This window comes from uncultured Sphingomonas sp., assembly GCF_934560975.1.
In the GTDB taxonomy this organism is placed as follows: domain Bacteria; phylum Pseudomonadota; class Alphaproteobacteria; order Sphingomonadales; family Sphingomonadaceae; genus Sphingomonas_I.
The window spans coordinates 115,209-128,678 of the sequence record NZ_CAKTFO010000002.1 but is presented as its reverse complement, the minus strand read 5'-3'; the positions used below and the strand labels follow the sequence as shown (position 1 = coordinate 128,678).

Sequence of the window (13,470 nt, the reverse complement as noted above, 5' to 3'; positions counted from 1 at the left end):
GAACGGCACAAAAGGGTGAGAGTTCCTTCATTTCGGGTTCATGTACGATTGGAACACCGGGCTGGTTCCACCGTTCAGCCCTGAAATATCTCGACAAAACAGGATTACCAACGTGGCGACCCAGCCTGACCACGACTCCCTCCGATCATCCCAATTCCTGACCGACAGTTTCCAGCGCGGCCTTGCCCACTGGAATCGCGAACGGCTGGTTCCGGGCTTTCCGTCCGACGACTGGCAGAAACGCATGGAACGCGACCTGCGCATGGCGCGGCTGGAAGGTGGCTTCCTGGAGGAGGTGCGGGCCGGGATCGTGGATCGCGCTGCCGCCGCGCCGACCGACGTGGACGGCTTCGTCGCCTGGTTCGAGGAGCTGAAGCAGACCGGGCCGGGGCAGGGCGACCGGCTCTTCCCGTGGCTGGCGGAAGAGGCCAGCCCGGAACAGCTAAAATGGTTCTTCGAGCAGGAGGCGGCGGGTGAAGCCGGGTTCGACGATCTGGTCGCGATGACGCAGATCAAGATGCCGACCACCGCCAAGCTTGAACTCGCCCGCAATTACTGGGACGAAATGGGCCGCGGGCAAGAAGCCGGGATGCACGGCCCGATGCTGGATGCGCTGGTGGAGACGCTGCAGGTCGGTCCGGTGATCGAGAATACGGTGTGGCAGAGCCTGGCGCTGGCCAATGCGATGACCGCGATGGCGACCAGCCGGCGTTATGCCTGGCACTCGGTCGGCGCGCTGGGTGTGATCGAGCTGACCGCCCCGGGCCGGTCGGCGCTGGTGGCGAAGGGGCTGAAGCGGATCGGCCTGTCCAACCGCGAGCGGCGCTATTTCGACCTCCACGCCGTGCTGGACGTGAAGCATAGCGAGGATTGGAACCGCGAAGTGCTGCGCCCGGTCGTGGCTGAGGACCCCGCCCGTGCCGTGGCAATCGCGGAAGGCGCGCTGATCCGCCTGACCTGCGGCCAGTTGTGCTTCGACCGCTACCGCGCGGAGTTGTGGGGCTGACCCCGACGCAGGGCGCGCCCCGCCATTGCAAAGTGCAGGGCCGCCCAGACATATAACAACACGGTCAAGCGCAGCGCCGTGGCGAGGCCATAGGCCGCGTCATCGGCCCGCGCGAAATGGTCGCTCAACGCACCGACCGTGAGTGGGCCGAGACCGAGGCCGACAGCGTTCATCAGCATCAGCAGGATGGCAATGGCGGTGGCGCGGGACTGCGGGCCGACGCTGTTGACCGTCAGTCCGTAGGTCGGCCCGAAATAGAGGTGTGCCCCGGCAAGACCGACGCCGCCGCAAACGGCAAGCTGGGTCAGGCCTGCGCCCGGGATGAGCGCCACCGAGAAGCACAAGCCGGCGACCACCGCGCCACCCGCCGCAACCCGGCCGCTGCCGCTACGCCGCTGACTATCGGACAACCATCCGCCCGCCGCGATGCCGATCCCGACCGCGCCTCCCGCCACCAGGCCGAAGCCGCTCGCCGCCTGCGCCAGGCCAAGGTCGCGTCCACGCATCAGCAGCGACACCGCGAAACTGGTCACGCCATAACCGGCAAAGGATGACAGGGTGGCGCCCGCGGCCATGTGGAGGAAGCCCGGTGCGGCCCATAATTGCTGCACGACATGGGCGAAGGACGGGGCCGCATTCAACTGGGCACGGTCCATCTTGCCCCGTTCAGGCTCGCGGATGACCAATGGGACCAGCAATGCGAGCAGGATGCCCGGCACCCCCAGAGCGATAAACGCCATTCGCCATCCCAGCGTCTGTCCCAGCCAGCCGCCCGCCACCGCGCCGACCAGCATGCCGATCGGAATGCCCAGCGAGAAGATGGACAGAGCAGTCGCGCGCCGCTCCGGACGGACCAGATCGGCGATCAGCGACTGCGCGGCGGGGGCGTAGCCTGCCTCACCCAAACCCACGCCGATCCGCGCAAGCATCAGTTGCGGCACGCCACGCGCAAAACCGCACAAGGCGGTCATGGCGGACCAGACGCCAAGCGACAGGGCGATCACGCCCGTCCGGTTGCGCCGCTCCGCCACTCGCGCGATCGGCAAGGCAAGGGTGGTGTAGAACAAAGCGAAGGCGACGCCGGTCAGCAGTCCCAATTCCCGATCGGAAAGCCCGAGATCGGCCTTGATCGGCTGAGCCAGGATGCCGACCAGCTGCCGGTCGACGAAGTTCAGAACATATATGAAGGTAAGGAGGGCGATCGCCCCATAACGCTTCGGCATCACGCCCTCCCGTGTCCTAGAATTTGGTCCGCGCGGTCAGGCCCCACGTGCGCGGTTCGCCCAGGAAGGCACCGAGCAATTGGCTGGATGTGGTCCCGAACGCCCGGACCGCGCCGACCGTGCCGGGCACGCCACCGCTGCCGCCACCCTGCAACGGCATGTTGAAGCCGGTTTGGATGTAGTTGGCATCGAACAGATTCTGCGCCCACAGCTCCAGGCTCCATCCCCCGTCCACGCGGCCGATGCCGATCCGGGCATTGACCACCGCAACGCCGGTCTGGTCCTTTTCGGGGAACAGGTCCGAACCCGTGTGGATCTGACTGGTATAGCGGATGTCGGCATAAGCCAGCCCCCTCAACCCATGGCCGATCGCGGGCGTCCAGCCGGCCGATCCCGTCGCGACGTATTTCGGCGCATTCGACAGGCGGCTCCCCGGCAGCAGGAACAAAGCAGGAGGCAGCGAATTGTCGCCGGTCACGCGATCTGGCGTGCCGACCAGCCCATGGCGATAGCGGGTGTCGGCATAGGTGAAGCCGGCGGTCAGCGTGACGTCGCGGACCGGGCGGACGCTGCCTTCCAGTTCCAGCCCCTTGGACACCACGCCGCTGCGTGTATCGTCGCAGGCCGAATTGCCGGCGACCGCATCCGCGTCGCGCCCGCCGAGATCGTCCTTGCAGCTTTGGATGTTGCTGACGATGAAATTCAATCCGTTGAAGGTGTTAAGCTGAAAGTTGCGGAAGCGCTGGTAGAACAGGGCCGCATTGAGGGTGACGGCGCCGCCGGCATATTTCGCGCCCAATTCCCAGGCATCCACCGTTTCCGGCTTGAATTGCAGGCTTTCGAACGGCTGCTGGGCCAGGGTCGCGGTGTTGAACAATTGCGCGCGGTCGAGATTGAACCCGCCGCCCTTGTAGCCGCGCGCGAAGCTGGCATAGGTCATGATCCGCTCGGTCGGCTTCCAGCTGAGCACGGCGGTGCCGGTCCACTTCTTTTCGTGGCGATCATCATCGAAGTCGCCCTGCACGCTGTTCACCACGCAGGCGAGCCCGGCAAAGCCACCCAGCGCCTGGTTGGCGAGCGCGCCGGAGACGCCCGCAATGGCCGAGTTCAGCCCGCCATTGCCGCCGGGGTTCGCGGCGGCGGAAGCGGCGAGCGCCCGCAGTCGGGCAAGGTTCGCGGCATAAGCGCCGCACCCGCTGGTGGAGACGAGCGATGCATCCACCGACTTGCGGTCGTCGGTGTAGCGCGCCCCCAGTGTCAGCGAGAGCCGGTCGGTCACCCGGACGATATTGTGGGTGAACAAAGCCAGATTGCGGTCATGCTGGCGGAAGCGATCAAGCTGACCGGTGCCGTTCAGTGCGACATTCCGCACCGCGCCGGCAACCGCATCGGCCACCGCTCCGCGCGATGCGGCGGGCACGGTTGAGGTGGCGAGCTGGGCATCGCTGAACGCCCGGGCAAACCCGCTCAGATTGCCGAAGCCATAGCGCGGAAAGGCGGAAAAGATCGGGCCGGCGGCGGCGATGCGCGCGGCGGCAAATGCCTCGAAGTCCGCGCCATAGGCATTGTTGTCGACGTAAGTCAGGTGTTCGTCGGCGAGGTAACCGCCGACCAGCCAATCGAGACGGCCCGCAAACGCCTGTCCTTGCAGCCGCACTTCCTGGGTGAAGGTGCGAAAGCGGGTGAAGCCGCTGCCGTCGTCGGGCCGCACCGTCAGGTCGAGGCTGGAGAAATCCGCATCCTGCCCCTTGATGAAGCGATTGCCGCGATAGGCGCTGATCGAGGTGAGGTGCGCGCCGCCGATGTCGAGGTTAAGCTCTGCCGACGTGCCATAATCCTCCACATCCTGACGGAAGCTGCGGCCGGGCGTCAGCACGACCTTGCGGGCGAAGGTGTCGGTTTCGACCCGCCCCTTGTCGGCGCCGGGCACGGCGGAGGTGAAGCCGGTGATGATCGCCTCGATCGAGGAGGGGCGATAGATTGGCGTCCCGCCGGGCTGTCCCGGGGTGGAGCTGACCACGTCGGCGGTCGGCCGGTAGGGGCCGGCGCAACATTCTTCGTCCCGATGCGAATAATCGGCCGAGAGGAGCAGCGACAGGCCATCATGCGGGCGGAAGAGCAGTTTGCCGCGCGCCAGCCAGCGGTCGCGATTGTTGATGTGGCGTCCCGACGCCAGTTCCTCGACGAAGCCGCGCCGCTTGGTGAGCACGCCGTCGATCCGATAGGCCACATTGTCGAAGAGGGGGCCGGTCAGGCCGGCGGCGAAGCGGCGATAGTCGTAATTGCCGATGCTCGCCTCGCCATAGCCGCTTTGGGTGAACTCCGGATTGGCGGTGACGATGTTGATGATGCCGGCCGATGCGTTACGCCCGAACAAGGTGCTTTGCGGACCGCGCAGCACCTCGACCCGCTCCAGCGGTCCCAGTTCGGTCAGCGCCACCGCCGCGCGGTTGCGATAGACGCCGTCGACAAAGGTCGCGACCGAGCTTTCCAGCCCGGCATTGTCGCCGACCGTGCCGATACCACGGATGCGCGCGCCGCCGCCGCCCGCCTCCGACGAGGTGGAGGAGACCAGCAGCGATGGCACCAGTTGGTTGAGCTGGCGGATATCGGTCGCACCGCTTTCCGCCATGCGCCTCGCGTCGACCGCGCTGACGGCGACGGGCACGTTCGCCAGCGGGCTAGCGCGGCGGGTGGCGGTAACGACGATGTCGGTGCCTGCGTCACCGGACGGCGGCGTGTCGGCCTGCGGGGCGACATCGCTCTGCGCCAGTGCCGACGTCGTACACAGCAAGGCCGCCGTTATGCCCAACGCACGAATAATTACCAAAATATCGCTCCCCCTTGCGGCCGGATCCATGTCCCGCCGATGCGGCCGCGCCCGCTAGCCCCCTTGGCGGCGGGGCTCAATGGCGAAAATGACGGCGCGCCGTCTCAGCTATGCGCCGGCCAAGCTATTCTAGCTGGCGGCGGGACCTGGCCAGTTGCATGGCCGGCACAGCCTGCCTAAGGCGCGACCTTTCCATTTATCGAGGTGCCGTTCCCATCATGTCCGCCCATGCCGTGATCGCCCCGCTTGAGCCTACGGCCAGCCTGTCGGTCGAAAAGGTATTGAGCGTGAAGCATTGGAACGAGCATCTGTTCAGCTTCACCATCACCCGCCCGGCCAGCTTCCGCTTCCGTTCCGGCGAGTTCGTGATGATCGGGCTGCAGGGCGACAATGGCAAGCCGCTGCTGCGGGCCTATTCCATCGCCTCGCCGGCTTATGCCGAGGAGTTGGAATTCCTGTCGATCAAGGTGGAGAACGGGCCGCTGACGGCGCAACTCCAGCAGATCAAGGAAGGCGACGACATCTATCTCGGCCGCAAGCCGACCGGCACGCTCGTCACCGACGCGCTGAAGCCCGGCCGCCGGCTGTTCCTGATGGGCACCGGCACCGGCCTTGCGCCGTGGATGTCGATCATCCGCGATCCCGACGTCTACGACCTGTTCAACCAGGTGGTGGTGGTCCATTCGGTCCGCCGGGTCAGCGACCTCGCCTATCGCGAGTGGCTGGAAAGCAAGCTGGCCGACGATCCGCTGGTCGATAATGTCGCGGCCGAGCAGCTGACCTATGTGCCGACCGTGACGCGCGAGGATTTCCACACGCGCGACCGTATCGACGTGCTGATCAAGGATGGACGGCTGTTCCAGGGCAATGCCGGGGAGCCGCCGCGCTTCGACCCCGAACATGACCGGGTGATGCTGTGCGGATCGATGGCGATGATCAAGGACACGGCCGAACTGCTGGAACAGCTAGGCTTCACCGAAGGGTCGAATGCGCAGCCCGGCGACTATGTGATTGAGCGCGCCTTCGTAGGCTGAGGCTGAGGCTGAGGCTGAGGCTGAGCCTCAGCCCTCCGCCAGCCAGATCCGGAACAGGGTGTTGGCTATCGCATAATCGGGCGGGGGCAGGAATGCGGCATCGGGTGCGCCCGCCAAAGCGGCGCGCACCTGGTCGCGATCCACCCACTTGGCATCCTCCAGCTCGGCCATGTCGAGCTGGATGCGATCGTCGGCGGCGGTGGCGATGCAGGCGATCATCAGCTGAGACGGGAAGGGCCAGGGCTGGCTCGACACGTAGCGGACGGAGGTGGCAACCACGCCCGCTTCCTCCTTCAGCTCGCGCGCAACGGCTTCCTCCACCGACTCGGCGACCTCAATGAAGCCGGCGAGCGCCGAATAGCGTCCAGGCGGAAAGGCCGCCTGGCGTCCGACCAGCACCCGCCCGTCATATTCCGCCAGCATGATCGCGACCGGATCGGTGCGGGGATAATGTTCGGCGTTGCAGACCGGGCAAACCCGCGCCCATCCGGCATGATGCGGATGGGTTCTGCCGCCGCACTGGGCACAGAAACGATGCCGGGCGTGCCAGTCGAGCACCGATCGCGCGGCGGCATAGGTCGCGGCCTCGCCCGGCGCCAACGTGGCCAGCAGCGCCATCAGCTCCGGCGTGCGGCGCGCGCCCGGCGCTTGCGGGTCGATCCAGCCGAAGCGGGGGATGCCGTCGATCGTGCCCATCAGCAGCAATTCTTCGCGCGGCAGGGGCGGCAGGGGCTGCCACGACAGCTCTGCCGCTTCGACCGACGGGATGTACTCCGCCAGCGGCAGGATCAGCGCGCGGGAATCGTCCACCATTGCCGCGAACCGGGCGGGATCGCGTCGCGCGGGCTCGCACCGGTCGAGCGGCGATCCTGTGAAGCCGGGCACGAACGTCATGCTACCTCTCTTTCAACCAGTGCCAGGGCGGCGGCGCGCGCGAACAATGTGGGCAGACCGGCGGCGGCGAGTTCGTCCACCGGCCACCATTCGCCCTCGTATGCGCCGCCCTCCGCCGCAACCACCCGGTACGACAGTGCGAAGTGCGTGAAGACGTGCCGGCCGGTCCCAAGTTCCCGCCAATCGGCAGCGAGAGGCGCGCCTTCCAGTCCCGGATCACCCTCGACCCACGGTCCGGTCGGCAAGCCGCGCATCCCGCCGAGCAGCCCGGAGGCGGGGCGGCGGACCAGCAACACGCGGCCGTCCTGTTCAATCCAGAAGAAGGTGCCGCGCCGTTCGGGTTTGGCGGCCTTGGGCTGCTTGCGCGGATAGAGGGCCTGGGTGCCGGCCGCGCGCGCGGCGCAATGGTCCGCCAGCGGGCACAATATGCAGGTCGGCGCGCGTGGCGTGCAGACGGTGGAGCCAAGGTCCATCATCGCCTGCGCGAAGTCGCCAGCGCGCTCTTTCGGGGTGATCGTGTCGCAGAGCCGGAACAGCTCCGGCCGCGCGGCGGGCAAAGGCGTCTCGACCGCGAACAGCCGCGACACGACCCGCTCGACATTGGCGTCGACCACCACCGCCCGCCGACCGAACGCAATGGCGGCCACGGCGGCGGCGGTGTAGCGGCCCACGCCGGGCAGCGCGCGCAGGCCCTCCTCGCTGTCCGGAAAGGCCCCGATCGCGGCAACGGTGCGCGCGCAGGCGATCAGGTTGCGGGCGCGCGCATAATAGCCGAGGCCCGCCCAGGCCGCGAGCACGTCGGCATCTTCGGCGGCGGCCAGCGCCTGCACCGTCGGCCAGCGATCGAGGAACGCGCGGAAGTAAGGCTTCACGGCCGCGACCGTGGTCTGTTGCAGCATGATTTCGGACAGCCACACGGCATAGGGATCGGGCACGACGCCGCTGTCCGCGCGCCAGGGCAGGTGGCGGCGGTGACGATCGTACCAGGCAAGGAGCGCCTCGGCCGGCGCGCGGCCGCTATCGACGGGCATGGCCGCGCTATGGCATGGGCGAGGCTATGAGTGAACGAAAGAGTCGGAACGGGCCGCCGGAGGAGCCGCGCAGGCGCGGTCAGAAGGCGGTCGCGGACCTGCTGCCGGAGATTGGCGGCGCGGCTTTCCGCCGTTTCGGCTTCGTGCAGTCGGCGGTGGTGAGCCGCTGGGCGGAGATCGTCGGCCCGCGCTATGCCGAGGTTTCGGCACCCGAATCGATCCGCTTCCCGGCCGGCAAGCGCGCCGGTGGCGTGCTGACCGTGGTGGTGCAGGGCGCCCATGCGCCGATGATGCAGCATGTCGAGCCGGTCATCATCGAACGGACCAACCGCTTTTTCGGCTATGAGGCCGTAACGCGCGTCACGATGAAGCAGGGGCACATCGCTGCGCGGTCGTCGCGTGCGGCGCCGCCATCGGTGCGGCCGGTTCCGGCGGAACTGGGCGAGAGCCTGCGCGGCATCGCCGACCCGGAATTACGCGAATGCCTGTCCGCTCTCGCCGGCGCGGTCGCGGCCAGCAGCGGCCTGCCCCGGATCGGCGGCAACGAGACCAAGAGGAGCAACGATTGAGCCAGATTCATCGCCTCGCCACCGGTTTCGTCCTCGCGGCCTCGATCGCAACGTCGGCCGTCGCCGCCCCGCAGGATTGGTCCAAGGTCACGAACCGGACGCCCGCGGGCGCCTTCGTTCAGGGCAACCCCGATGCCAGGGTGAATCTGGTCGAATATCTTTCGCTCACCTGCCCGCATTGCGCGAAGCTGGAGGGCGAGGCGATCCTTCCGCTCACCGCCAAATATATCCGCACCGGGCAGGTCAGCTACGAGGTGCGCCACGCACTGCGCGACGGGTTCGACTTCGCCGCGTCGATGGTGGCGCGCTGCGACGGACCGCAATCCTTCTTCGCGGTGGCGCCCTTGCTCTATGGTCAGCAGCAGGCGTGGATGGGCCGCGCGGCGACATGGTCACAGTCGGCCGAGGCACCCAAGGAGCAATTGCCGCCCGATCGCCTGCTGCCGTTGCTGGCGGTCGGCGCCGGCTTCGATCAGGTGCTGGCGGCGCGCGGCTATACCCAGGCCAAGGTCCGCGCCTGCACCGTCAACCCGGCCGAGCAGAAGGTGCTGATCGCGCAGGCGGACGAGGCGTGGAAGCGTCCCAATTTTCCCGGCACGCCGACATTCCTGATCAACGGGACGATGACGCCGGGGATCACCAGCTGGGCCGATCTTGACCGCGCCCTCTCCGCCGCGTTGAAATAAGCCAGAACAGACAGGATCCCTTCGCAGTGATGACCCGTACCCTTGGCCTGATCGCCCTTGCCGCCTTCGCCGTTTCCGGCTGTTCCGAGCAGAAGACCGGCTCGGCCGCGCCGTCGTCACCCGTGGCGTCCGTTGCCGCGCCGGCGGGCAAGAGCTGGTCCGACATGGTCGTGGAGACGCCGGAGGGCGGCTATCGCATGGGAAATCCCAATGCGCCGGTGAAGCTGATCGAATATGCCTCCTTCACCTGCCCGCACTGCAAGCTGTTCGAGAGCGAGGGCGCGCCCAAGCTGATCGACAAATATGTAAAGACCGGCCGGGTCAGCTGGGAATTCCGCTCGCTCCTGATCCATGCGCCCGATGCGCCGCTGGCCCTGCTGATGTCGTGCCGGGGCGCGGACACCTATTTCCCGCTGTCCGAGCAATTGTTCGCCGTGCAGGAGGAGATCCTGAACAAGGTCATGGCGATGACCCCGGCCGAACAGCAGGCGTTGCAGAATGCCCAGCCCGCCGATCAGTTCAGGGCTTTGGCGGAAAAGGGCGGCATGTTCGGCTTCTTCGGCGCGCGCGGCCTGTCCCGTACGCAGGCCGCCGCCTGCCTGTCCGACCAGAAGCGCATCGAGGCACTGACCGCCAATCAGCAGCATGCGGCCGATGCGGGCGTGAACAGCACCCCCAGCTTCCTGATCAACGGCGAGTTGCAGCAGAACGCCGCCACCTGGGGAACGCTGGACCCGCTGTTGCAGCAAGCCGTCGGCGGCTGATGCGCTGAGCGCCCGGTCGGGGGACGGGTATGCGCATCAGGAAAATGCGGCTGACGGGCTTCAAGAGCTTCGTCGAGCCGGCCGAGCTGCTGATCGAACCGGGCCTGACCGGCGTGGTTGGCCCGAACGGCTGCGGCAAGTCCAACCTGCTGGAAGCCATACGCTGGGTGATGGGCGAGGGCAGCGCCAAGTCGCTGCGCGGCGGCGGCATGGAGGACGTGATCTTCGCCGGCACCGCGCAGCGGGCGGCGCGCGACTTCGCCGAAGTGTCGCTGCTGACCGAGCAGGACGGGCAGGAGAATGAAGTCGTGCGCCGGATCGAGCGCGGCGCCGGCTCCGCATACCGCATCAACGGTCGCGACGTGCGCCAGCGCGACGTGGCATTGCTGTTCGCCGACGCCGCCACCGGCGCGCACTCGCCCGCTCTGGTCAGCCAGGGGCGGATCGCCGCCGTGATCGCCGCCAAGCCGGTCGAACGCCGCCAGATGCTGGAGGAAGCGGCGGGAATTGCCGGCCTCCACGTCCGCCGGCGCGAGGCGGAGATCAAGCTGCGCGCGACCGAGGCCAACCTGGTCAAGCTGGACGAGCTGCTGGGGGAGATGGACACGCGGATGGCGGCGCTGCGGCGGCAGGCCAAGGCCGCCGAACGCTATCGCACCCTGTCCAACGACATTCGCCTGGCCGAGGCGCGGACGCTGTTCGCCAGGTGGCGTGAGGCGGCGGCGGCGGCGGAAAAGGCCCGCGCGGAGGCCGACGCGGCTGAGCGGGCGGTTGCGGAGGCGAGCGAGGCGCAGCGTGCCGCCGCCGCTCATGCCGCCGCTGCCACCGCCGCCTTGGCCGAGGCGCGGAGGCTGTCGGAAACCGCGCGCGACGCCGCCAGCCGGGCACGGTTCAAGGTGGACGGGGTACGCCAGGAAAAAGCGTCGGCCGAGCGGCGGCTGGCCGATCTGGCGGGTCAGGCCAAGGTGCTGGCCGCCGATCGCGCGCGCGAGGATACGCTGGCCGTCGACGCCGCCGCCGCGCTGGAGCGGCTTGCCGCCGAAGAGCGCGCGCTGAGCCAGTCGCTCGCCAGCGGGGAGGCGCAGCAGGTTGCGCGCGATGCCGACGTGGTCGAAGCCGAACGCGCCACCCGCGACGCCGATGTCGCGTCCGCCCAGGCGATGGCACGGGCCGCCGCCGAGCAGGCGGATGCGCGCGTGGCCGAGACGACCCTGGCGTCCGCCCGCCAGCGCAAGGCGCGGGCCGATGCGGCGGTGGCGCAGCTCGATCACGAGCTGGCGGCGTTGGGGGAGGAGGCTCCGTTGGCCGAGGCCCTCGACGTGGCCCGCGCGACGCTTGCCACGGCGGAGGCGACGCTGGCGGAATTGGGCGATGTGCTGCGACAGGCTGAGGCGCGGCGCGATGCCGCCGCCGCCGCGCGCGAAACGGCAGAGAGCGTCAGCGCCACCGCCCGCGCAAGCCTGGCCGCGCTGGAGAGCGAGGAACGCGCGCTGGCCCTGGCGCTGGCCAAGGTGAAGGGTGATCGCGCGATCGCCAGCCTGACCGTCGCGCCCGGCTATGAGCGCGCGCTAGCGGCGGCCTTGGGCGACGATCTGGATGCGCCGATCGGATCGGACGGGGCGCGCGGCTGGGCCGGGGCGGAGCCAGATGCGGCCGACCCGCTTTTGCCCGCCGGGGTGGAGCCGCTCGCGCCCAAGGTGCGAGGTGGCGCGGCCTTGCTTCGCCGGCTGGCGCAGGTGGGCGTGGTCGACACGGACGATGGCGGTCCGCTGGCGGCGGGGCAGCGCATCGTCACCCGCTCCGGCCGGATGCGCCGCTGGGACGGCTATTATGCGCGCGATGTCGGAGCGGCTGCCGCCGAACGGCTGATCCGGGCCAACCGCCATGCCGAGTTGATCGGGCAGCTCCCCGCCGCGCGCGACGGGGTCGCTGCGGCCAAAGCGGCGCTGGACGCGGCCGGGGTCGAGCAGGCGGACGCGCGGCGGGCGATCGAGGCGGCGCGGACGCGGATCGCGGCGGCGGAACAGGCGCTCCGCACCGCCCGACGCGAGGAGGATCTGGCCGCCGGCGCGATCGAGCGGCGCGTCGCCGCGGCCAAGGCGCTGGATCAACGCCGGGCGAGCGCCGACCAGGAGCAGGCCGAAGCCGGCGGCGCGGTCCAGGCGGCGGGGGCGATCCATGCGGCCCTGCCCGATGGTACGGCGACGCGGATGGAGGTGCAGCGGCTTGGCGCCCTGGCGAATGCGGCGCGCGCTCGCCTGGCCGAAGCGCGCGGCACGGCGCTGGCGCTCGCCCAGTCGCTCGACCATGACGCACGGCGGCTCCAAACCGCACGCGCCGAGGCCAAAGGCTGGAAATCGCGCGCCGGCGATGCGGCCAAGCGCCTGGCCGAGATGGAGCGGCGGGCCGAAGCGGTCGAGGTCGAACGCAGGGCGCTGGCCGGTAAGCCGGATGCGCTCGCCCGCGCCTTGTCCACCCTGAGCGAACAGGCGGAGGCGGCGGACGCCGCCGCCAGAGCTGCGGGCGACGGGGAGGTTGCGCGCGAAGCCGAACTCCGCCGGATCGAGACTGCATCCGCCGGCATAGGCGAGGCGCTGGCGGCGGCGCGGGAGGCGCGGGCCGGCGCGCAGGCACGGGCGGAGCATGGGGAAAGCCGCCGCGCCGAACTGTCGCAACAGGCGGGCGAACGCTTCTCCTGCCCGGCGGCCGTGCTGGCGGAGAAAGTGGGCTTCGATCCCTCCAGCCTCCAGTTGGCGGCGGAGGAAGGCGCCCGTCACGACAAATTGGTCGCGGATCGCGAGCGGATCGGGCCGGTCAATCTCGTTGCGGAAACCGAGCTGGCCGAACTGGAAGGATCGCGCGCCGTCAATGCGGCCGAGCAGGAGGAACTGGCGCAGGCGGTGCATCGCCTACGCGGATCGATCGGCAGTCTCAACCGCGAAGGACGGCAGCGGCTGCTGGCCGCGTTCGAGGCGGTGGACGGCCATTTCCGCCGCCTGTTCACGACCCTGTTCGCGGGCGGCGAGGCGCATCTGGCGCTGATCGACAGCGAGGATCCGCTGGAGGCCGGCCTGGAGATCATGGCCCAGCCGCCGGGCAAAAGGCTGGGCAGCCTGACCCTGCTGTCGGGCGGCGAGCAGGCGCTGACGGCGGTCGCCTTGATCTTCGCCTTGTTCCTGACAAATCCCGCGCCCATCTGCGTCCTTGACGAGGTGGATGCGCCGCTGGACGATGCCAATATCGAACGTTTCTGCGACCTGCTGATCGCGATGACGCGGGAGACCGAGACGCGCTATCTGGTGGTCACCCACAATGCGGTGACGATGAGCCGGATGCATCGCCTGTTCGGGGTGACCATGACCGAGCGCGGCGTGTCGCGCCTCGTCTCGGTGGATCTGGGCGGGGCGGAAACCCTGCTGGCGGCGGAGTGATA

General features: G+C 68.8%; 10 protein-coding genes. 6 read left to right on the top strand and 4 right to left on the bottom strand.

Annotated features, from left to right (window positions below):
- Positions 1-112 precede the first annotated feature (112 nt).
- Complete coding sequence (locus Q0D93_RS02620) at positions 113-1,006, top strand: iron-containing redox enzyme family protein (protein WP_294390955.1); 894 nt, start codon at positions 113-115, stop codon at positions 1,004-1,006.
- On the opposite strand, the gene Q0D93_RS02615 is transcribed toward Q0D93_RS02620, so the two are convergent.
- Both Q0D93_RS02615 and Q0D93_RS02610 read right to left on the bottom strand, forming a co-directional pair.
- Entirely contained in the window at positions 982-2,229 is a 1,248-nt protein-coding gene (locus Q0D93_RS02615; protein ID WP_294390952.1) for an MFS transporter, read from the bottom strand. The two genes, Q0D93_RS02620 and Q0D93_RS02615, sit on opposite strands and share 25 nt — an antisense overlap.
- 16 nt (positions 2,230-2,245) lie before the next feature.
- The gene (locus Q0D93_RS02610; protein ID WP_294390949.1) at positions 2,246-5,059 is read right to left on the bottom strand and encodes a TonB-dependent receptor; all 2,814 of its coding nucleotides are present in this window, start codon (positions 5,057-5,059) and stop codon (positions 2,246-2,248) included.
- 218 nt (positions 5,060-5,277) lie between these two features.
- Here Q0D93_RS02610 and Q0D93_RS02605 point away from each other — a divergent pair, with 218 nt between their 5' ends.
- Positions 5,278-6,093 carry a ferredoxin--NADP reductase gene (locus tag Q0D93_RS02605; RefSeq protein ID WP_294390946.1) on the top strand — a complete coding sequence of 272 codons (816 nt, stop codon included), beginning with the start codon at positions 5,278-5,280 and terminating at the stop codon, positions 6,091-6,093.
- Positions 6,094-6,120: 27 nt separating this feature from the next.
- Here the strand turns inward: Q0D93_RS02605 and nudC are convergent, their stop codons facing one another.
- Both nudC and mutY read right to left on the bottom strand, forming a co-directional pair.
- Positions 6,121-6,987, bottom strand: a complete 867-nt coding sequence (gene nudC / locus Q0D93_RS02600; RefSeq protein ID WP_294390941.1) for an NAD(+) diphosphatase — start codon at positions 6,985-6,987, stop codon at positions 6,121-6,123.
- Positions 6,984-8,018, bottom strand: a complete 1,035-nt coding sequence (gene mutY, locus Q0D93_RS02595) for an A/G-specific adenine glycosylase (protein ID WP_294390939.1) — start codon at positions 8,016-8,018, stop codon at positions 6,984-6,986. Before mutY ends, nudC begins: the two co-directional genes overlap by 4 nt.
- Before the next feature lie 26 nt (positions 8,019-8,044).
- On the opposite strand from mutY, the gene Q0D93_RS02590 reads away from it, so the two are divergent.
- From Q0D93_RS02590 to Q0D93_RS02575, 4 genes are read left to right on the top strand one after another with little or no spacing between them, the layout of a single operon-like run.
- Positions 8,045-8,587, top strand: a complete 543-nt coding sequence (locus Q0D93_RS02590) for a DciA family protein (RefSeq protein ID WP_294390936.1) — start codon at positions 8,045-8,047, stop codon at positions 8,585-8,587.
- Positions 8,584-9,273: a thioredoxin domain-containing protein gene (locus tag Q0D93_RS02585; protein ID WP_294390934.1), complete on the top strand. Its 690-nt coding sequence runs from the start codon at positions 8,584-8,586 to the stop codon at positions 9,271-9,273. Before Q0D93_RS02590 ends, Q0D93_RS02585 begins: the two co-directional genes overlap by 4 nt.
- Positions 9,274-9,302: 29 nt before the next feature.
- Positions 9,303-10,037 (top strand): thioredoxin domain-containing protein, encoded by a 735-nt coding sequence (locus Q0D93_RS02580; RefSeq protein WP_294390931.1) that lies wholly within the window; start codon positions 9,303-9,305, stop codon positions 10,035-10,037.
- Between the two features lie 29 nt (positions 10,038-10,066).
- The gene (locus Q0D93_RS02575) at positions 10,067-13,468 is read left to right on the top strand and encodes an AAA family ATPase (RefSeq protein WP_294390926.1); all 3,402 of its coding nucleotides are present in this window, start codon (positions 10,067-10,069) and stop codon (positions 13,466-13,468) included.
- Positions 13,469-13,470: the final 2 nt, after the last annotated feature.

Coding starts and splice junctions, on each gene's coding strand:
- Q0D93_RS02605 (WP_294390946.1), top strand. CDS start 5,278: ATGTCCGCCCATGCCGTGATCGCCCCGCTTGAGCCTACGGCCAGCCTG.
- Q0D93_RS02575 (WP_294390926.1), top strand. CDS start 10,067: ATGCGCATCAGGAAAATGCGGCTGACGGGCTTCAAGAGCTTCGTCGAG.
- Q0D93_RS02580 (WP_294390931.1), top strand. CDS start 9,303: ATGACCCGTACCCTTGGCCTGATCGCCCTTGCCGCCTTCGCCGTTTCC.
- Q0D93_RS02590 (WP_294390936.1), top strand. CDS start 8,045: ATGAGTGAACGAAAGAGTCGGAACGGGCCGCCGGAGGAGCCGCGCAGG.
- nudC (WP_294390941.1), bottom strand. CDS start 6,987: ATGACGTTCGTGCCCGGCTTCACAGGATCGCCGCTCGACCGGTGCGAG.
- Q0D93_RS02615 (WP_294390952.1), bottom strand. CDS start 2,229: ATGCCGAAGCGTTATGGGGCGATCGCCCTCCTTACCTTCATATATGTT.
- mutY (WP_294390939.1), bottom strand. CDS start 8,018: ATGCCCGTCGATAGCGGCCGCGCGCCGGCCGAGGCGCTCCTTGCCTGG.